This window comes from Plantactinospora sp. CA-294935, assembly GCF_050936445.1.
GTDB lineage: Bacteria > Actinomycetota > Actinomycetes > Mycobacteriales > Micromonosporaceae > Plantactinospora.
This window is the reverse complement of the sequence record NZ_JBNJMU010000001.1, coordinates 7194394-7213530: the sequence shown is the minus strand read 5'-3', so window position 1 is coordinate 7213530 and position 19137 is coordinate 7194394. Positions and strand designations below refer to the sequence as shown.

At 73.8% G+C, this 19137-nt stretch carries 15 protein-coding genes; 6 read left to right on the top strand and 9 right to left on the bottom strand.

Translation table 11 applies throughout. The annotated features are described in order from the left end of the window. Window positions 1-128: 128 nt before the first annotated feature. From ACQEVC_RS31625 to ACQEVC_RS31610, 4 genes are read right to left on the bottom strand one after another with little or no spacing between them, the layout of a single operon-like run. The gene (locus tag ACQEVC_RS31625; protein WP_432884868.1) at window positions 129-1256 is read right to left on the bottom strand and encodes an ABC transporter ATP-binding protein; all 1128 of its coding nucleotides are present in this window, start codon (window positions 1254-1256) and stop codon (window positions 129-131) included. Next, entirely contained in the window at window positions 1253-2104 is an 852-nt protein-coding gene (locus tag ACQEVC_RS31620) for an ABC transporter permease (RefSeq protein WP_432884866.1), read from the bottom strand. Before ACQEVC_RS31620 ends, ACQEVC_RS31625 begins: the two co-directional genes overlap by 4 nt. A 3-nt stretch (window positions 2105-2107) precedes the next feature. Further along, window positions 2108-2908, bottom strand: coding sequence for a molybdate ABC transporter substrate-binding protein (gene modA, locus ACQEVC_RS31615; RefSeq protein ID WP_432884863.1), 801 nt, complete (start codon window positions 2906-2908; stop codon window positions 2108-2110). Continuing rightward, entirely contained in the window at window positions 2905-3330 is a 426-nt protein-coding gene (locus ACQEVC_RS31610; RefSeq protein ID WP_432884861.1) for a TOBE domain-containing protein, read from the bottom strand. Before ACQEVC_RS31610 ends, modA begins: the two co-directional genes overlap by 4 nt. A 103-nt stretch (window positions 3331-3433) precedes the next feature. On the opposite strand from ACQEVC_RS31610, the gene ACQEVC_RS31605 reads away from it, so the two are divergent. After that, window positions 3434-4498, top strand: a complete 1065-nt coding sequence (locus ACQEVC_RS31605; protein WP_432884859.1) for a class I SAM-dependent methyltransferase — start codon at window positions 3434-3436, stop codon at window positions 4496-4498. Between the two features lie 310 nt (window positions 4499-4808). On the opposite strand, the gene ACQEVC_RS31600 is transcribed toward ACQEVC_RS31605, so the two are convergent. Continuing rightward, window positions 4809-5687, bottom strand: coding sequence for an alpha/beta fold hydrolase (locus ACQEVC_RS31600; protein ID WP_432884857.1), 879 nt, complete (start codon window positions 5685-5687; stop codon window positions 4809-4811). A 97-nt stretch (window positions 5688-5784) separates the two neighbouring features. On the opposite strand from ACQEVC_RS31600, the gene ACQEVC_RS31595 reads away from it, so the two are divergent. Next, window positions 5785-7788, top strand: coding sequence for a BTAD domain-containing putative transcriptional regulator (locus ACQEVC_RS31595; protein ID WP_432884854.1), 2004 nt, complete (start codon window positions 5785-5787; stop codon window positions 7786-7788). A gap of 168 nt (window positions 7789-7956) precedes the next feature. After that, window positions 7957-9039, top strand: coding sequence for an aldo/keto reductase (locus ACQEVC_RS31590; protein WP_432884851.1), 1083 nt, complete (start codon window positions 7957-7959; stop codon window positions 9037-9039). 67 nt (window positions 9040-9106) lie between these two features. Here the strand turns inward: ACQEVC_RS31590 and ACQEVC_RS31585 are convergent, their stop codons facing one another. Both ACQEVC_RS31585 and ACQEVC_RS31580 read right to left on the bottom strand, forming a co-directional pair. After that, entirely contained in the window at window positions 9107-10138 is a 1032-nt protein-coding gene (locus ACQEVC_RS31585; RefSeq protein ID WP_432884848.1) for an NlpC/P60 family protein, read from the bottom strand. Window positions 10139-11088: 950 nt separating this feature from the next. After that, a complete protein-coding gene (locus tag ACQEVC_RS31580; protein ID WP_432884846.1) occupies window positions 11089-12876 on the bottom strand; it encodes a bifunctional metallophosphatase/5'-nucleotidase in 1788 nt (595 codons plus the stop codon). Between the two features lie 312 nt (window positions 12877-13188). Between ACQEVC_RS31580 and ACQEVC_RS31575 the strand changes: the two genes are divergently transcribed. From ACQEVC_RS31575 to ACQEVC_RS31565, 3 genes are all read left to right on the top strand, one after another. After that, window positions 13189-14406, top strand: a complete 1218-nt coding sequence (locus tag ACQEVC_RS31575) for a M20 metallopeptidase family protein (protein ID WP_432884843.1) — start codon at window positions 13189-13191, stop codon at window positions 14404-14406. A 345-nt stretch (window positions 14407-14751) separates the two neighbouring features. Continuing rightward, complete coding sequence (gene ggt, locus ACQEVC_RS31570; protein ID WP_432884841.1) at window positions 14752-16599, top strand: gamma-glutamyltransferase; 1848 nt, start codon at window positions 14752-14754, stop codon at window positions 16597-16599. Between the two features lie 12 nt (window positions 16600-16611). After that, window positions 16612-17637, top strand: coding sequence for a hypothetical protein (locus ACQEVC_RS31565; protein ID WP_432884838.1), 1026 nt, complete (start codon window positions 16612-16614; stop codon window positions 17635-17637). Window positions 17638-17715: 78 nt separating this feature from the next. Here the strand turns inward: ACQEVC_RS31565 and ACQEVC_RS31560 are convergent, their stop codons facing one another. Together ACQEVC_RS31560 and ACQEVC_RS31555 are read right to left on the bottom strand one after the other, a co-directional pair. After that, the gene (locus ACQEVC_RS31560; protein WP_432884835.1) at window positions 17716-18681 is read right to left on the bottom strand and encodes a hypothetical protein; all 966 of its coding nucleotides are present in this window, start codon (window positions 18679-18681) and stop codon (window positions 17716-17718) included. After that, window positions 18678-19058 (bottom strand): hypothetical protein, encoded by a 381-nt coding sequence (locus ACQEVC_RS31555; protein WP_432884834.1) that lies wholly within the window; start codon window positions 19056-19058, stop codon window positions 18678-18680. Before ACQEVC_RS31555 ends, ACQEVC_RS31560 begins: the two co-directional genes overlap by 4 nt. Window positions 19059-19137 lie beyond the last annotated feature (79 nt).

Here is a 19137-nt window from a genome sequence, read left to right as displayed (position 1 = left end):
GCGAAGCCGGTGACGCCGCGGGACCGTGCCGACCGCCGCCGGGCCCGGGCGCGCCGCCGAGCCACCCGTACCTACGCCGCCGGCCGGAGCGGACCCGCTGCCAGCGACTGCCGGTCCGCTGCCGGCGATTACCGGTCCGGCTGCTGTCGCCCGCCGGTCACCGCCGGGTAGACCCGGGTCTCGGTCGCCTTGACCGCGGCCCAGAGCGGCTGCCCCGGGGTCAGCCGGAGCTGGGTGGCGGCCGCCGGGGTGATGTCGGCGGCGACCTGGATCGGGCCGGTGAGCTGGATCCGCAGGTTGTCACCGTGGCGTTGGATCGCCGAGATGGTGGCCGGCCAGATGTTGCGGGGGCTGCCGTCGGGGCGGCCGGGGTAGAGGGCGACGGCGGAGGGCGGGAACGCGACGAAGACCTCTCCGTGCGGGTGGTCGGTGGTGGTGAGGGAGAAGTCGTCGCTGATCCGTACCGCGTCCCCGTCGGCCCGGCCGCGATAGAGGTTGAGCCCGACGAGTCGGGCGACGTAGTCGGTGCGGGGTTGCGCGGTGATGGTGGCGGCGTCACCCTCCTGGACGACCCGGCCGTTCTCGACGATCACCAAGCGGTCGGCCAGGACGAGGGCGTCGAGCGGGTCGTGCGTGACCAGCAGGGTGGCGCCGGGATGCTCGGCGAGGTGGCGTTGCAGTTCGGTACGGGTGTCGAGCCGGGTCCGGGCGTCGAGTGCGGCGAGTGGCTCGTCCAGGAGCAGGAGTGCGGGGTCGACGGCGAGGGCGCGGGCCAGGGCGACCCGCTGGGCCTGCCCACCGGAGAGCTGCCGTGGTTTCCGCCGGGCCTGTCCGGCCAGACCCATCCGGTCGAGCCACTCGGCGGCGCGCAGCCGCGCCTGCCGGCGGTCGGCGCCGTGCCGGCGAGGCCCGAAGGCGACGTTGTCGAGCGCGGTGAGGTGCGGAAAGAGCAGGTAGTCCTGGAAGACCACGCCGATCGGCCGCCGTTCGGGCGGGGTCCAGCGGTCCCGGTCGGGCCGGTCGAGGTCCCGGCCGGCGAGGATGATGTGCCCGTCGGTGAGCGGCAGCAGGCCGGCGAGCGTCCGGAGCGCGGTGGTCTTGCCGGCACCGTTCGGGCCGAGCAGCGCGACGACCTCGCCGGCGCCGATCCGCAGCGGAAGGTCGAGCCGGAAGGCGCCCCGGTCGGCGACCAGATGCGCGTCGAGCAGCGGCGTGCCGGCCTCGGCACCGGCCCGGGTCACGGAGACGGCGGTCACGGGCTGGTGATCCAGCGGTCCCGCAGGCTGGCCAGGATGGCCACCGAGACGGCGAGCAGCAGCAGACTCAGCACGATCGCCGCCTCCAGGTCGGTCTCCAGCGCCAGGTAGACGGCGAGCGGCATGGTCTGGGTCCGACCGGGGAAGTTGCCGGCGAAGGTGATGGTGGCGCCGAACTCGCCGAGCGCCCGCGCCCAGCACAACACCGCCCCGGCCGCGATCCCCGGGGCCACGAGCGGCAGCGTGACGTGGGTGAAGGTGGTCCACCGGCCGGCGCCGAGGGTGGCCGCGGCCTCCTCGTAGCGGGTGTCGGCGCCACGCAGCGCCCCCTCGACGGCGATGATCAGGAACGGCATCGCGACGAACGCCTCGGCCAGGACCACTCCGGCGGTGCTGAACGGCAGGGTGATCCCGAAGGTGCTGTCGAGCCAGCCGCCGAGCAGCCCCCGGCGACCGAAGACGAGCAGCAGGGCGACGCCGCCGACCACCGGCGGCAGCACCAGCGGGACGGTGACCAGCGCGCGTACGACCCGGCGGCCGGGGAACTCGACCCGGGCGAGCAGCCAGGCCAGTGGTACGCCGAACAGCAGGCAGAGCAGGGTGGCGAGGGTGGCGGTCTGTAGGGACAGCCGGAGCGCGGCGAGTACTCCCGGCTCGGTGAGCCGGTGCGGAAGCGTGCTCCATGGTGTGCGTACCAGCAGGCCGATCAGGGGCAGCACCAGGAAGAGCAGGCCGAGCGCGGCCGGGATGAGCAGCGCGGCCGGCACCCGGCCGGTACGTCGTCGCCGCCGGAGCGATCGGCCCCTCCCGGACGGGGTCGCCGCGGGTACGTCGTCGAGGAGGGACACCGGCTACGGCGCCTGGAATCCGGCGGCGGTGAGTACGCCCCGGCCGGCGTCGGAGAGCACATAGCCGACGAACGCCCGCCCGGCCGCCTTGTTGGGCGCGTCCCTCAGCACCACGATCGGATAGTCGTTGACCGCCCCGGCCGACTCGGGGAACTCGATTCCGTCGACCTCGCCCGCGGCGGCCCTGGCGTCGGTCCGGTAGACCAGCGCCGCGTCGACCTCGCCGAGCCGCACCTTCGACAGCGCCGCCTTAACGTCCTGCTCCAGGGTGACCGGCGTGAGCGTCACCCCGGCGGCGGTCAGAGCCTTCCTGGCCGCCGCTCCGCACGGCACCTGCTCGGCGCAGAGCGCCACCTTGGCGTCGGGCCTGGCCAGGTCGGCCAGCCTGGCCACCGCACCGGGGTTGCCCTTCGGCACGGCGATCACGAGTTGATTCCGCGCGAAGGTGCTCGGGGTGCCGTCGCCGTTACCGGCGTCGGTGACGGTCTTCATGTTGGCCGGCGCGGCGGCGGCGAACACGTCCGCCGGGGCGCCCTGGTTGATCTGGTTGGCCAGCGCGGAGCTGCCGGCGAAGCTGAAGGTGACCCGCACGCCCGGGTTGGCGGCCTCGAAGTCCCGGCCGAGCCGGGTGAACGACTCGGTCAGCGACGCCGCCGCGAAGACGGTGACGTTTCCGGTGGCCCGGGTGCCGCCGCCGTCCGGTGCCGGGCTTGCGGTGTCGTCGCCGTTCCCGCAGCCGGAGAGCCCCAGCACCGCCAGCGTGGTGAACGCGGCCAGGGCGGTACGGGATGGTGCTGCTCTCACGGACTGGTCCTCCCTCGGCTGCCGGCGGTCGTCGCGGGCTTCTCCACCACGACCGTGGTCGACTTGATCACCGCGACCGCCACCGAGCCGACCTCCAGTCCGAGGTCCTCGACGGCTTCCCGGCTCATCAGCGACACCAGCCGGAACGGCCCCGCCTGGATGTCCACCTGGGCCATCACCGTGTCCTTGACCACGGCGGTGACGATGCCCCGCAGCCGGTTGCGCGCCGACGACTCCTCGGTGCGCTCCTCCGGCCCGCCTCCCTGCGCCTGGACGAATCCGGCGAGCGTCGCCCCGTCGATCAGCCGGTGCCCGTAGTCGTCGCGCAGGGCGGGTAGGCGTCCGGCGTCGATCCAGCGGCGTACCGTGTCGACGCTGACGCCGAGCAGTTCTGCGGCCTCACCGATCCGGAACATCGTCACACGGCCAGGTTACCGATCCGCATCTGCAATGTGAAAGTGGCGGAGCGGTTTGCATCTGCCGCAGTGGGTAGCGGGATGCTCCCAGCACCTGCATGATGGAGCGATGGCTGGCGACGTGCGTCCCGTACCGGCACGGCCCACCCTGACCGGCGAGCAGGCCCGCCGGTGGGCCGAGGTCCTCGACCACCTTGCCGCCGCCCTTCCGAGTGGTGCGGCCACCGTGCTGGTCGACGGCGGTCCGCTCGCGGGCGTCGTCGCCGACCGCCTCGCGGACACGCTGTCCGCCGCCGGCCGCCCCTGCGCCCGGCTCACCGACACGACGCCGCTGGCCGACGAGGACACCTGGTGGGCCGGCCGGAGCCCGGAGACCGTCGCGCTGGCCGACGGGTCTCGCTGGCGGGCCCGTCCACCCACCGGGCGCTGGGACGTGGTCGTCAGGCTGCGCACCCGATCCGCCCAGCCGGGCGGGCCCGCCGCCGACGGGGAGAGCGGCGACATCGTCGTCGACCTGCGCGATCCGACCTGGCCGGTGATCCGGCAACTCGCCGACCGGCTCGCTCCGGTGCAGCGCTGGTACGTCGGCGAGGCCCGTGCCTTCTTCGGGGTCCGCGCCGCCACCTGGGACGCCAAGTTCGGCGACGATCTGCCCGCCTACGCCGCCGCCGTCGCGGAGGCGCGACTGCCGGCCGGGGGAGTGGCGGTGGATGTGGGCTGCGGCACCGGTCGCGCGCTGTCCGCGCTCCGGCGCGCGGTCGGGCCCGCCGGGACCGTGATCGGACTCGACCTCACCCCGCAGATGGTGACCGCCGCCGCGACGCGTGGCCGGGACGCGGCCGCCGCCCTGCTGATCGGCGACGCCCGGCACCTTCCGCTCGGGGACGCGACCGCCGACGTGATCTTCGCCGCCGGGCTGCTCACCCATCTGCCCGATCCGGTGGCCGGGCTCGGCGAGCTGGCCCGGGTCACCCGCCCCGGCGGTCGCCTGGTGCTCTTCCATCCGTCCGGTCGCGCCGCGCTGGCCGCGCGGCACGGCCGGACCCTGCGCCCCGACGAACCGCTCGCCGAAGACCCGCTCCGCCGGTCGGCCCGCCGCGCCGGATGGCAGCTCAGCAGCTACGACGACGCGGCGCACCGGTTTCTCGCCACCGCCGTCCGCCAGCCGGGCTGATCTCCCTTTGCCCAGTCGGCCGGGCCGGTCGCGCCGCCGGCCGCAGCCGGTGTCGCTGCCCCGGGTCGACCTGGGTGAGCGGACGGTCCAGGAGGGCAACCCCCGGGACGGTTACCTACCAGGTGCCGGCCCAGGTCCCCGGCAGCGGCAACGGCCAGGTACGCGTCTTCGTGGTGGACTCCGCTGACCGGGCTCGCCACGACCAGCGCACTGACCGTCACGCCCGGCAGCACCACCATCGCCATCCCGATCGCGCATCTGCGGCCGGGGCCGAGTACCCGACCGGGCCCCCGCACCGCCGGTCGGTGCGTCAGCGGGCGACGAGCGCGCGGAGTACCCTGCCGATCTCCTCCGGCGCCTCCTCGGCCATGAAGTGCCCGGCCGAGGTGGTCTGGTGTACCAGGTCCGGGGCCCAGGCCCGCCACAGCGCAGCGGCGTCGTAGCCGAGCGCCGCCCCCCAGTCCTGCTGGACGACCGTGACCGGCATGGCCAGCCGGCGGCCGGCGGCCCGGTCCGCCTCGTCGTGCGTGACGTCGATCCCGGCCGAGGCGCGGTAGTCGGCGACGATGGACGGCACCGCCTCGCGGGACGCCCGGAGATACTCCGCCCGCACCTCCGGCGGGATCGCCCGCGGGTCCCGGGCCCAACCGTCCAGGAAGTAGCCGAAGAAGGCGTCCGGACTGGCCGAGATCATCTGCTCCGGCAGGCCCGGCGGCTGGGCCATCAGGTACAGATGGAAGGCGACCGCGGCGCGGGCGCCGTGCAGGACGTCCCACATGTCGAGGGTCGGCAGCACGTCGAGCGCGGCGAGGTGCGAGATCGCGTCCGGGTGGTCGAGGCCGGCGCGGACGGCGACCAGGGCGCCCCGGTCGTGGCCGGCGAGCGCGAAGCGCGGGTGGCCGAGTTCCCGGGCCAGGGTGACGACGTCGGCGGCCATGGTCCGCTTGGCGTACGTCCCGTCGTCGCGGACGGCGGGCTTGTCGCTCGCCCCGTAGCCGCGCAGGTCGGGGCAGATCACGGTGTGCTCGGCGGCCAGGTCGGCGGCGACGTGCCGCCACATCAGGTGGGTCTGCGGAAAGCCGTGCAGCAGCACGATCGGGCTGCCCGCACCGCCCACCGCCACCGACAGCGTCACGTCGTCGTCGACCGCGACCCGACGGTAGTCGAAGCCGGAAATGGCAGCAGCCATGGTGTTGTCCTCTCCTGGTCGGTCCTGCCCGGCTGGGCCCGTCCAGCGTGCCGATCGCCGATGAGCAACCGATGAGCGCGATACGTTGGTCGCCTCGGTGCGGAAGGGTGAATCGGTGCAGGTCAGCTTCGGGGTGCTCGGGCCGGTCGTCGTCTGGGACGCCTCCGGAGCGCCGATCGACGTGAAAGGGCCGAAACACCGCGCCGTGCTGGCCCGGCTCGTCGTCGCGCGCGGTCGGGTCGTCCCGGTCGGCCGGCTCGTCGACGACCTGTGGCCGGAGCCTCCGCCGGGTGCGGTGAGCGCGGTCCGGACGTTCGTGGCGGCGCTGCGGCGCGCGCTGGAGCCGCACCGGCCACCGCGTGAGCCGGCCCGGCTGCTGGTCACCGAGGGACCGGGGTACGCCCTCCGGACCGGGCCGGAGACCGTCGACGCCTGGCGGTTCGAGGAGGCCGTCGGCGCCGGCTCCGCCGGACCACCTCAACCGGCCCTCGACCGCCTCGACCGGGCGCTCGGCTGGTGGCGAGGACCCGCGTACGCCGGCTTCGACGACGAGTCGTGGGCCCGCCCGGAGCGCGGCCGGCTCGAAGAGCTACGGCTGCACGCGGTCGAGTCGCGGGCCGAGGCGCTGCTGGCGCTCGGCCGGGCCGCCGAGGTGGTGGCGGATCTCGACGCCCACGTGGCCGAGCATCCATGGCGGGAGGAGACGTGGCGGCTGCTGGCCCTGGCCCTCTACCGCACGGACCGGCAGGGGGACGCGCTGGCCGTGCTGCGCCGGGCCCGCCGTCTCCTCCTCGACCAGCTCGGCGTCGACCCGGGTCCCCGACTGCGCCGGCTGGAGACCGACATCCTCCGGCAGACCGACCCGGAAGCCGGCCCCGCACCGGGTCCGGCCGACCGGGTCTGGGCGGAGGCCACCGCGGCCTACGACCGGACGGTCGCATCCGGCGCCCGGGCCCGGCTGGAGTCCACGGTCGGCCTGCTGCGAAGTCTCGCGGTGGCCGGCGGAGGCGGACTCGAAGCCGCCAGGGAACAGCGGTTCGCGGCCATCGCCGCCGCCGAGCAGCTCGGTGACCCGGAACTCACCGCGCGGGTGATCGGCGGCTACGACGTACCGGCGATCTGGACCCGGTCCGACGACCCGGCGCAGGCGGCCCGGATCGTGGCGGCGGCCGAACGGGCTCTGGCCGCCCTGCACCCGGACGCGTCCGCCGCCACCCGGGCCCGCCTGCTCGCCACGATCGCCGTGGAGTCCCGCGGCACCCGGGCGGCACGCGGCCCCGAGGCGGCCCGGGAGGCGGAGCGGATAGCCCGGCGGTTGGCCGACCCGGCTCTGCTGGCCTTCGCGCTCAACGGGGTGTTCATGCAGAGCTTCCGGCGCGCGGGGCTCGCCCCGCAGCGCGACGAGGTCGGCGCGGAACTGGTCGCGCTCGCCACCCGGCACGACCTGCCGACCTTCGAGGTGCTCGGCCACCTGATCCGGCTCCAGGCCCGCAGTGCGCTCGGGGACTTCGCGGCGGCGGACGCGCACGCGGCCGAGGTGGACCGGGTCGCCGAGCGGCACGAACGGCCGCTGGCGGCCGTCTTCACCCGGTGGTACCGGGCGATGCGGCTGGCCGCGACCGGGGCGTCGGCGCCGGAGGCCGAGGCCGGGTACCGGGCCGCGGCGGCACAGCTCGCCGGCGCCGGCATGCCCGGGGTCGAGCGGGGACTGCTGCCGCTGGCCCTGCTCTGCCTGCGGGTCTGGCACGGCCGACCGGCGTCCGCCGCCGAGCACACCGACTGGGGCCCGTACGCGCCCTGGGCCCGACCACTCGTCCTGTTGGCTCGGGACCGTCCGAACGATGCCGCCGTGGCGCTGCGCCGGACCCCGGATCCGCCGCACGACCTGCTCGTCGAGGCGCTCTGGTGCCTCACCGGCCAGGCGGCGATCATGCTGGACGACCGGGCGATGCTGGAGCGTGCCCACGCCGCACTCGCACCGGCGGTGCACGAGCTGGCCGGGGCCGGCAGCGGCATGCTCACCGCCGGCCCGGTCGCCGAGCACCTCGACCGGCTCGGCGCCGCCCTCGGCCGTACCGCCGCCCAGGACCTGTCCGGCTAGCGCGGCCCGCCGGCGCCCACCCCGCGCCGGTCGAACCCGCCCTGCCCGATCCGGCGGTCGCAGGCAGGATCAGGCAAGAGGTAGGGAGGATAGTTCTATCTGCCGGGCAGGTCGGGCTGCTGTAGTGGAATGGTCCACATCTCCGACAGGACGCTTGGGAGCCCAGACATGTCGCTCGATTCCTACCTCACCCTCGGCCGCTCCGGGCTGCGGGTCAGCCCCTTCGCCCTCGGCGCGATGAACTTCGGCGAGGAGGGCGGCTGGGGCAGCTCGGTCGAGGAGTCCGAGAGGATCCTGCAGGCGTACCTCGACCGCGGTGGCAACTTCGTCGACACCGCCAACTTCTACACCAACGGCCACTCCGAGGCGATCCTCGGCGACTTCTTCGCGGCCCGCCCGGGCCTGCGCGACCGGGTCGTACTGGCCAGCAAGTTCTTCGGCAACATGTACCCGGGTGACCCGAACGGCGGCGGCGCCGGCCGCAAGGCGATCGTCGCCCAGCTCGAGCAGACGCTGCGGCGGATGAAGACCGACTACCTCGACCTGTACTGGCTGCACAACTGGGACGCGCACACCCCGGTCGAGGAGACCATGCGGACCCTCGACACGCTGGTCACCGCCGGCAAGATCCGCTATGTCGGCTTCTCCAACACTCCCGGCTGGTACACGGCGCAGGCGCACACCATGGCACTGCTGCGCTCCTGGACGCCGGTCATCGCCCTCCAGGTCGAGTACTCGCTGCTGGCCCGTACCGTCGAGGGGGAACTGGTCCCGCTGGCCCGGGACGCCGGGATGGGAGTGACCCCGTGGAGCCCGCTGGCCGGCGGATTCCTCTCCGGCAAGTACCGTCGCGGCGTCGCCGAGGTGGCCGACACCCGGCGTGGCCAGATCACCGGCGGCCCCACCGAGGCCCAGTACGCCGTCATCGACGCGCTGACCGCCGTCGCCGCCGAGGTCGAGGCGAGCGAGGCCGCGGTGGCCCTCGCCTGGCTGCGCGCCCGCCCCACGGTCACCGCACCGATCCTCGGGCCACGCCGCGTGGCGCACCTCGAGGCCAACCTGGCCGCACTGGACGTCCGGCTCAGCGAGCAGCAGATCGCCGTACTCGACGAGGCGTCGGCGCCGAAGCTGAACTACCCGTACGACCTCAACCGGCAGACCGGCGCGATGCTGCAGTTCGGCGGTGCCACCGTCGACGGCGTCTCCTCGGCCGGCTATCCGCCGCTGCTCCAGGACAGCACCCGGTACTGAGGCGGGCGGAGTTGGGGCGTTGGCGGCGCAGGCCACCCGCGTTGCCGAGGGGCGCGGCCGGACCTGGCTACAGATACCTGCGCGCTCCGGCGTACTCGTGGGCGTACCGGTGCTCGTCGAGCTTGACGTACTCGACGCCGCTCTCCTCGGTGTCGGTGTTCGTCGGCGCGTCGACCAGGTAACCGTCACCCGCGTACATGCCGACGTGGTGCACCCGTCCGGTGCCGTTGTTGCGGGCGAAGAAGACGAGGTCGCCGGGGGCGAGCTGTTCCCTGGCGACCGGAGTGCCGGCGTTGGCCTGGTCCTGGGCGTCCCGGGGGATGGTGATGCCGTGTGCGGCGTACACGGAGTGGGTGAGCCCGGAACAGTCGAAGGCGAATCCGGCGGTACCGGCCCACAGGTAGGGCAGGCCGAGGAACATCCGGCTGGCCGCCACCAGGTCCGGGCCGGTCGGCCGGGGGATGTCGGCGGACGAGGCGTACACCGAGACGTCCGAGGCGGCCAGCCACTTCGTGCCGTCGCTCGGGGTGGCCACCAGCACCGCCCGGTCGAGCCGGGCCAGCACCGGTAGTCGGGTGTTGTAACTCAACTCCATCGCCCGGCGGGTCCGGCGCGGGTCGTCGTAGAGCCAGGTCGTGGGGGTCTCCACCAGTGCGAACGGACGACCGGCGAGGCGCGGGAAGACCGTCGGGTCGGTCAACTGCGCCTTCGGCAGCCAGCCGGGGTAGCCGAGCGCGTGCCGGGGGGTGGGCTGACCGGGTACGACCACCTTCACCCAGTCGCCGGATTCCTCCAGGACCAGTACCCGCTGACCGTAGGTCGCCTGGGTCTCCAGGTCGCCGATGAGCCAGCGCCGCTCGGCGAGGGTCATCCCCGCCGTCCAGGCCCGCAGGTCCACCGGGTTCGTGATGGAGGGCAGGTCGACGGGACGCTGTCGACCGGGCTCCACCCACAGGGTGGCCACCGAGACGTCGACATAGCCGGTGTACGGCTCGGCGAGGTCTGCCGGGCCGGCGGCGCGGGCGACCGGTGTCGTCGTGAGCAGCGAGCCGAGGACCAGCGGGGTGGCCAGGAGGGTGCGGCGCGGCAGTCGTGTCACGGCGATATCTTCCACCACGACAACGTCGCGCGACAAGAACCTACATAGATGGCCCGGGTCCCCGGGTGGCCGACCGGGCTACCGGGCGCCCCGGTGCACAGCTACCGCGACCGGGTCGCCCTCCGGACCGTCGTCGTCTTCGCCGTACTCCTGCGGGCGCCCGCCGCCGTGGCCCTCTTCGCGGTGGCCTTCTTCGCGGTGGCCTTCTTCGCCGGCTTCGCGGTGGCCTTCTTCGCGGTGGCTTTCCCCGGGGTGGCTTTCCCGGCCGTGGCCTTCTTCGCGGTCCCCCTCTTCGCGGTGGCTTTCTTCGCCGGCTTCGCGGTCGCCTTCTCCGCGGTGGCCTTCTTCGCCGGTACCCGCTTCGATGGTGCGGTCCGCGTGGCCGGGGCGGCCTTCTTCGCCGCCTTCGCCGCAGAGACCGCCCGCTGCTCCGGGGTCTTCGCGGCGGTCGCCCCGGTGGCCCGACGGGTGGCGGTGGCGACCTTCTTCGCCCTCGCGCTGCTCTTCGCCGGGGCCTTCTTCGCGCCGGTGGCCTTGCGGGCCGCGGCGGGCCTGGTGGGGGTGCGCTTGCTGCCGCCTCGACCGTCCGCCGGCCGTCTCCCCTGGGTGGCGGTGGATCGGATCGGGCCTGCTCGTCGTGCGTCGGCCACCTCGGCTCCTCCTCGTCCGGTACGACCCCGGCGGACCGGTACCGCCGCAACGGCGGATCGTCCGGCGGGCGGGTCCCTGTCCGGAGACGCTGTCTCCCCTCCGCGCGAGCCGCTAAACACGCTCCGGTCCGCACCCGGCCCGCCCGGCCGGGCCCGGCGGTCGGTCGAGGCCGGAGAGCGAGGCGCCCGGCCAGGATGTCCCAGCCGGGCGCCTGCCCGAAACACCCGCCGCCGTCACCGGCCGACCCGCCATGCCCGGACAGGGCCGGCGAGCCGCACCGGATCACCGGACGGCCCGGCTCAGAAGACCGGTACGCCCTCGCGGACCAGCCGCCAGTTCGGCTGGAAGAAGTCGGCCGGGTCGATGCTGCCCTTGGCCTGCGCCCAGTCGATCAGCAGTTGGCGGATCTCCTGCTGCTCGTTGTAGATCTGCGGCTTTACGATGCCGGGGAAGTTGCCGCCCCCGCTGCGCCGGTAGTTGTTCACCGCGATCACGAACTGGTCGGTGTCGGCGACCACCGCCCCGCCCGGATGGGTCAGCCTGGTGATCCGCTGGCCCACCGGCCTGCTGATGTCGATGTCGTAGTCGACTCCGGAGATGGTGTCGTAGTTGTAGTCCGGCACGCTCGGGTCGTTGAGCTGCGCCGGGTCGACCGGCGCGCCCGGGGAGAGGGTGCGGAAGTACTTCGCCGAGTACTCCAGGTAGGCGCGCAGCTCGGCGCCGCTGACCAGTACGGCCTCCAGAGTGTTGTCGTAGATGTAGAGCCCGGCCACGTCCTTGATGCGTACGTCCCCGGCCGGGAAGACCGCTGTCCGGCTGAACGGCGCGGCGATCGACAGCACCGGCAGGTCGGCGTACTCGCCGCCGGACAGTGCGGCGGTGACGGTGTCGGTCTGCACCTTGTTGATGTAGTCGAGGATCGGGGTGTCCTGGTAACGGGACCCCGCCGCCGACAGTTCGACCGCCGAGGTGGCGACCACCTGGTTGACGTACGCGACCGTCTTGCCGTGCTGCCGCCGTACCGCCGCGAGCACCTTCGGGTCCTCCGGCACGGTGTTGCTGTTCAGCATCGTGGCCCGCTTGCCGGTGATCCGCCAGCGGTTGCGCTCCCGCTCCAGGGTGAAGTCCATCCGGGTCAGCCGTTGGCCCCACTTCGACGGCTCCGACATCAGCACCCGTTCGCCGGTCCGGGTGTTGGTGACGAACCGCTCGACCACCTCGGCGTGGGCGTGCCCGAACAGGATGGCGTCGATCCCGGGCACCTGCTCGGCGATCATCGCGCACGGGTTCTCGTTCGGCAGTTCGGGCCCGTAGCTCGAGGTACCGCTGTCGCCGCCGTGCGCGGAGACCAGCACGATGTCGGCGCCGCGCTGGCGCATCACCGGTACCCACTTCGCGGCGGTCGCGACCATGTCCTCGAAGCGGAGCCTGCCCTCGACGTGCCCCCGGTCCCAGATCGCGCTGCCCGGGTTGGTCAGGCCGAGGATGCCGACCCGCAGCGTTGGCGCCCCGAACCCGAGCGACACCTTCTTGATGAGGTACGGGGTGAATGCCGGCTTGCCGGTGCGTTCGTTGACCGCGTTGGCGGCCAGGGCCGGGAAGCCGAGCTGCTTGATCCACTTGTCCAGCAGCGGCAGCCCGTAGTTGAACTCGTGGTTGCCGAGCGTCACCGCGTCGTAGTCGAGGATGTTCATCGCCCGGGCCATCGGATGCGTCTCGCCGGTTTCGGTGATCGGCTCCTGCTTGGCGTAGTAGGTCGCCAGCGACGTGCCCTGGATGGTGTCACCGGCGTCGAGCACCAGCGTCGCCCTGCCACGCCGCTCGGCCCGGATCTGCTTGACCAGGCTCGCCAGCTTCGCCACGCCGACGTCGTTGTGCGCGCTGTCGTCGTATTCGGCGTCCCGGTAGTAGTCCCAGTTGTAGACGTTGCCGTGGGTGTCCGACGTGCCGAGTACGGTCAGGTCGTAGGTCTTCGGCCTGGTCTGCCGATGCGCCTGCGCCGGTGCGGCCCCGACGAGCGGTGCCGTCGCGGCCGCCGCGGCGACGGCGAGCACCTGGCGTCGCGAAGGGCCGGGAAGAGGGGTCATGCCGCGCCTTTCCTAGACTTGGGGAGCGCCGGGTGGGCGCGCCGACGGCACCATAACGACCGGTCGCGGGTCACGCCAGCCGAGCGATGGACCGCTACCGCGACGAGGCCGCCGCCGGGTAAGGCCAGGCCACCAGGAAGCGTGCCGTTCGTCACGTCCGGCTCCCGCGCATGATCATGAGACTTGATCGCCCGGGTCAGCTCCGTAGGATCTCGATATCCCCGAGGTCGGGGCGCGGACCAGCCACGACGGAGGCGTCCGAGACCTCGGCGGCAGCGGCCACGGCGGTACGCCAGGGCGGGGGAGAGACGGATGAGCCTGCGCGAGGATGCGGCGGAGATCCAGGACGAGCTGGCCGGGCTGCGCCGGGAGCTGCACCAGATCCCGGAGGAGGGCCTGCACCTGCCGCGTACCCAGCAACGGGTGCTGGCCGCGCTCGAACCCCTGCCGTTGGAGATCAGCACCGGAACCGGACTCTCCTCGGTCACCGCCGTGCTGCGCGGCGGTGCGCCCGGACCGGCGGTGCTGCTCCGGGGCGACATGGACGCGCTGCCGATCACCGAGAGCAGCGGTGTCGACTACCGCTCCCGGCACGACGGGGTGATGCACGCCTGCGGGCACGACCTGCACACCGCCGGCCTGGTCGGGGCAGCCCGGCTGCTCGCCGCCCGTCGCGACGACCTCGCCGGCGACGTGGTGTTCATGTTCCAGCCCGGCGAGGAGGGCTACAACGGCGCCGGACACATGATCGACGAGGGGGTGCTGACCGCCGCCGGCCGCCCGGTCGAGGCGGCGTACGGGCTGCACGTGCTCTCGTCCATCCTGGACCGGGGAGTCTTCTCCTCCCGCCCCGGCCCGCTGATGGCCGGCTCGGCAGGTCTCTTCGTCACCGTCGTCGGGGCGGGCGGGCACGGTTCCCGGCCGCACGTGACCCTGGACCCGGTGCCGGTGGCCTGCGAGATGGTCACCGCGCTACAGACGATGGTCACCCGCCGGTTCGACGCGTTCGAACCGGTGGTGCTCACCGTCGGCACCTTCCACGCCGGAACCCGGCGCAACGTCATCCCGGACGAGGCGAGCTTCGAGGCGACGGTACGGGCCTTCGACCCCGCCGTGCACGCCGAGCTGGGCCGGCACGCCGTCCGGCTCTGCGAGCAGATCGCGGCGGCGCACGGCCTGCGCGCCGAGGTGCGGTACGAACCGGAGTATCCGGTCACGGCCAACGACCCCGACGAGCACGAGTTCGCCGCGTCGACCGTCCGGGAGCTGTTCGGCGCGGAGCGGTTCGTCGACATGCGTCACCCGATGACCGGCTCGGAGGACTTCTCCCGGGTGCTCGGCCGGGTGCCCGGAGCCTTCGTCTTCCTCGGTGCCTGCGCCACCGACGACCCGGAGACGGCGCCCGGCAACCACTCGCCCCGTGCCGTCTACGACGACAGCGTGCTGGCCGACGGCGCGGCGTTTCTCGCCGAGCTGGCCACCCGGCGGCTCGCTCGACCGGCCGCCGGCCCGCTTTCGCGTACGCCCTGACCCGGAGCCGGGGAGCGGGGCGGGCCGTCCCTGCCGCCGGCCCACCCCGCGATCGTCTTTTGTCACCTGCTGCCGCCGCTCAGTCGACCAGGGCGAAGGCGGCGTAGAACTCACCGTGCAATACCTCCCTGGTCCAAGGTGGTCGAAGCGGCAGGGGCGCGGGTCGATGTCGACCAACCTGAGCCCATGTCGAGCAGCCTATCGTCCTAGGATGCCTTACGGGTAGTGCGGGCAGACACACCGGAGGACCACGAAGGCAGCAACCGGAGCCGATCCGTGCCGGCCTCCGCTTGCCGTGCCGCCGCCGGAGGCATATCAAGGACGCAACCTGACCATGGAGGGGCAATGAGGCTCACCAAGAGGGCAACGTCCCGGACGGCGGTGACGGTCGCCGTGGCCGTCACCCTGGTCGCCGCATCGGCACCGGCCAGCGCCGCACCGGGCGCCGCCGGCCAGCTCGGCGCAGCACCGAAGACGCCGACCGCACACGGGTACGGCGGCGCCGTGTCCACCGTCGACCCGACCGCCACCGCTGTCGGTCTGGAGGTACTCCGTCGCGGCGGCAACGCGGTCGACGCGGCGGTGGCCGCTGCCGCCACGCTGGGGGTGACCGAACCGTTCTCGGCCGGCATCGGCGGTGGCGGCTTCCTCGTCTACTACGACGCGGGTACCCGACGGGTGCACACCGTCGACGGCCGGGAGTCGGCGCCCGCCTCGATCCGGGAGGACTCCTTCGTCGACCCGGCCACCGGCGCTCCGTACCCGTTCCCGCAGGCCCGGGTCAGCGGGCTGTCGGTCGGCGTACCCGGAACGCTTATGACCTGGCAGGAGGCGCTGCGCAGGTGGGGCAGCCGGCCGCTGTCGGCGGCGCTCGCCCCGGCGGCCGAGGTCGCCGAGCGGGGGTTCGTGGTCGACCCGACGTTCCAGCAGCAGGTGGCGGAGAACGCGGCGGCGTTCGCCCAGTTCGACGCGACCCGGAAGCTCTACCTGCCCGGTGGCCAGCCGCCGGCGGTCGGCACCACCCTGCGCAACCGGGACCTGGCCGACACCTACCGGCAGATCGCCCGGTCCGGTGTCGACGTCTTCTACACCGGACCGGTCGGCGCGGACCTCGTCGCGGCGGTGCGCCGCCCGCCGGTCGCCACCGACCCGGCCGTGCCGTGGCAGTTCCCGATCCAGGCCGGCGGGATGACCCGGGCCGACCTCGCCCGCTACGAGCTGCGGTTCCCCGCGCCGACCCGGTCGGACTACCGGGGCTACCAGGTGTACGGCATGTCGACGCCGTCCAGCGGCGGTGTCGCGGTCGGCGAGGCACTGAACATCCTGGAGCGGTTCGACCTGTCGAAGCTGACCGTCACCGAGGCGCTGCACCACTACCTGGAGGCGAGTGCCCTGGCCTTCGCCGACCGCAACCGGTACGTCGCCGACGGCACCTCCCGGCGGATCCTCGGTGAACTGCTCGACGACCGGTACGCGGCCGAGCGCGCCTGCCGGCTCGACCCCGCCCGGGCCGCACCGAAGCCGGTACCGCCCGGCGACCCCGACGGCCGGTACGGCGACTGCGCGACCGTGGCGGCCGGTGCCGAGGCCAACCCCGGGCAGAGCACCACGAACCTGACGGTGGCCGACCGCTGGGGCAATCTCGTCGAGTACACCCTGACGATCGAGCAGACCGGCGGGAACGCGATGGTGGTGCCCGGACGCGGATTCCTGCTCAACAACGAGCTGACCGACTTCACGTTCGCCCAGACCCCGGGCGCCGCGCCGGACCCGAACCTGCCCGCGCCGGGCAAGCGACCGCGCAGTTCGATGTCGCCGACGATCGTGCTCGACGACGGTCGCCCGTTCCTGGCCCTCGGCACCCCCGGCGGCGCCACCATCATCACCACCGTGCTGCAGATCCTGGTCAACCGGATCGACCTCGGGATGTCCCTGCCACAGGCGTTGGCGGCACCCCGGGCCTCGCAGCGCAACAGTGCCGCACCGCAGGCGGAGCCGGCCTTCGTCGGCGCGTACGGCGGCGCACTCGGTGCGCTCGGCCATCCGGCGTTCGCCGCCACCGCCGAGCTGGGTGCGGCGACCGCGATCGAGTTCACCGGTCGGCACGGTCTGCTGGCGTCGGCGGAACCGGTGCGGCGCGGCGGCGGGGCGGCCGGTGTCGTCCAGCCCGGTCGGTGGGCGGCGTCGGGGTGAGAGGATGTCGGGATGCCGGCGCTGACGTTGCCCAGGGTGACCTATCTCGGCGGGCATCCCGATCGGACCGAGCAGAGTGCACAGCTCACCGTCGTCCTCGACCGCTCCGGCATCGTGGTACGCGGACGGTTCCGCCGCTTCCTCGAGTTCCGCTGGCCCGACCTGCGCGGACTCGACGTACGGTCACCGGACATCGTGACCTTCGTGCTGTCGACGTCGCTGTCCGAGGTGGACGCCGACGGCGCGACGCTGCACCTGCGTACCGACCGGGGGCTGTCCCGGTTGCACGTCAACGGCGTCCGCCAGGCCGACCTGCGGGCGGCGCTCGCCGGGTGGGTGACCCGGGAGGCCGGGCCGGACGCCCCGTTGCCGGCGACACCGCCGCCCGCCCCGCGCCAGGTCGACGGTCAGCTCGGTACGGTGCGGATGGCCCTCGACGTCTGGCGGGCGGCCAGTCTCGGCCGGGAGCCGCTGGCCGACCGCAGCACCCTGGCCTACCGGCTGGCGGTGGCCGAGAACCATCGGTTCGCCGGGGCGTTCACCGAGGCCGTCGCGGTGCTCGGGCCGCTGGCGGCCGAGGCCGCCCGGGCCTTCGGCCCGACCGACGACGACACGTTGAAGGTCCGCAACGCGCTCGGCCAGACGTACCTCGCGGCCGGGGCGGTGGACGACGGGTTGGACGTGCTGCGCGAACTGGTGGCCGTGACCGAGCACCTGCACGGCGTCGACGGTGAACTCAGCCTGGTGTTCCGCAACAACCTGGCGATCGGCTACCAGCAGGCCGGCCAGTACGCGCTCGCCATCGACCTGCACGGGCAGAACGTCCGGCACACCGAGCGGCGGCGTGGGCCGGCCGACCTGGAGACGATCGGCCGGCGCAACAACCTGGCCGCCACCCTCGCCCTCGCCGGCCAGCGGGAACGGGCGATCACCGGGTACTGGGCGGTGCTCGACGCGCTGGCCGGCGCCGATCACGCGCTGGGGGTCACCGCCCGGCAGAACCTCGCCATCCTGCACAACCCGTCCTGGCGGCCCTGACCGTCGCGACGCCTCGGCCGCGCCGTCGGCAACCGTAGGGGCGCCGGAGCACGCGAGTAGCGTACGGCCGGCACGCCGTCAGCCGTGCGGCAGCGGCAGCGGCAGCGGGGGAGCAGAGCCGGCGGGCGTGGTCGGGCGGAGTTGGCGTACCACGTCGTCCTTGCGGACGATCGCGCTGATCTCCGCCCCGGTCTCGGCGGTGAGCCGACCCTGGCCGGACAGGCCCAGGTGGGTGGCGAGCTTCCGTCCGTAGAGGTCCACCGCGGCCTCGACCAGGTCGGTGTAGACGCCGACGGCGAGCCGGGCACGGTACCGGGCGGTGAGCAGGGCCACCGCCCCGACGAACAGGGCCGGCCACCAGAGGGCGCCGAGGAGCACGTACAGCACACCCCAGCCGGCGAGCCGGGCCGCCGAGGCGCAGCGGTCCTGCACCGCCGTCAACTCGCCGCGTACCGCCTCGGGCAGCACCAGCCAGAGGCGTGGCCACACCGTCGCCAGGTCGATCGCGTAGCTGCGGTGCACCCGGACGTCAGCCGCATGCAACCGGTCACCGATCCAGGTCGGCCGCTCCGCCGCCACCAGGCCGATGGCGTCCCGCCGGGCGATCGCCCGCCGGGCCCGGGCCTGGGCCGCCGGATCGGCCGGATCGGCCAGCAGCGCGCGTTCCGCCTCCGCCACCTCGGCGTCCGCCGTGGCCCACCGCCGCTGCCGGGACCCGGCCAGCCAGCGCAACACCGGCGCCGAGCCGGCCAGTCCCCAGGTCCACTCGACGAGCAGGCCCACCGCCCCGGCCAGCAGCCCGGCCGCGGCGGCGCTGAGCAGGAATCCGGCCGCGGCGATCAGCAGGGTCGCGTTGCGTCCGCTGGTCGGGGTGGCGGCGACCGTGTCCAGCCAGGTGCCGAGGATCCGACGGTCGACCGCGTGGCGGTGTCCGAGTACCTGCGCCAGCACCACCACCCCGGCGAAGAGCGCCCCCGGCACCATCAGGGTGGCGGTCCACCGGGTCACCAACTGCTTGCCCAGCTCGGCGAGGAACGCGGTCACAGCGTGATCCGGGTCTCGACGAACGGCAGCCCGGTCAGGGCGCAGGTCGGCCGGTCACCGTCACCGGCCCGCTCCGCCCGGGCACATGCCTGTCGGTTCGGGCAGGTCCAGCCGGTGACCGTGGGATGCCCGCCGCCGCCCCGCCAGGTCTCGAAGCCCCGGCTGCCGGTGGTCAGCCCGTCGACGCCGTGCCGCGCGAACACGACGTCGAGCCGGTCGAGGTCGGCTTCGAGTTGCCGGTCCAGCCGTCCCTGCCCGATCGCGTCGGCGATCCGGTCCAGCACGTCGACGGCGCCGAACCGCTCGGCGTACTCCCGGAGTTGTCCGCCGCCCGCCTGGCCGCAGAGCCGCCCGATGCGCTGCGCAACGAGTTCCATGTCCGCTCCCCGTGCGTCGGCCGGCCGGATTCCGCTGACACAGTAACGCCCACCGCACCGCGTCGTCGCGAGGTGCGGG

What these genes read in the sequence shown, in the direction of transcription:
- ACQEVC_RS31605 (WP_432884859.1), top strand. Translation starts at nt 3,434, where the DNA reads ATGGCTGGCGACGTGCGTCCCGTACCGGCACGGCCCACCCTGACCGGC.
- ACQEVC_RS31565 (WP_432884838.1), top strand. Translation starts at nt 16,612, where the DNA reads ATGCCGGCGCTGACGTTGCCCAGGGTGACCTATCTCGGCGGGCATCCC.
- ACQEVC_RS31580 (WP_432884846.1), bottom strand. Translation starts at nt 12,876, where the DNA reads ATGACCCCTCTTCCCGGCCCTTCGCGACGCCAGGTGCTCGCCGTCGCC.
- ACQEVC_RS31600 (WP_432884857.1), bottom strand. Translation starts at nt 5,687, where the DNA reads ATGGCTGCTGCCATTTCCGGCTTCGACTACCGTCGGGTCGCGGTCGAC.
- ACQEVC_RS31590 (WP_432884851.1), top strand. Translation starts at nt 7,957, where the DNA reads ATGTCGCTCGATTCCTACCTCACCCTCGGCCGCTCCGGGCTGCGGGTC.
- ACQEVC_RS31555 (WP_432884834.1), bottom strand. Translation starts at nt 19,058, where the DNA reads ATGGAACTCGTTGCGCAGCGCATCGGGCGGCTCTGCGGCCAGGCGGGC.
- ggt (WP_432884841.1), top strand. Translation starts at nt 14,752, where the DNA reads ATGAGGCTCACCAAGAGGGCAACGTCCCGGACGGCGGTGACGGTCGCC.
- ACQEVC_RS31575 (WP_432884843.1), top strand. Translation starts at nt 13,189, where the DNA reads ATGAGCCTGCGCGAGGATGCGGCGGAGATCCAGGACGAGCTGGCCGGG.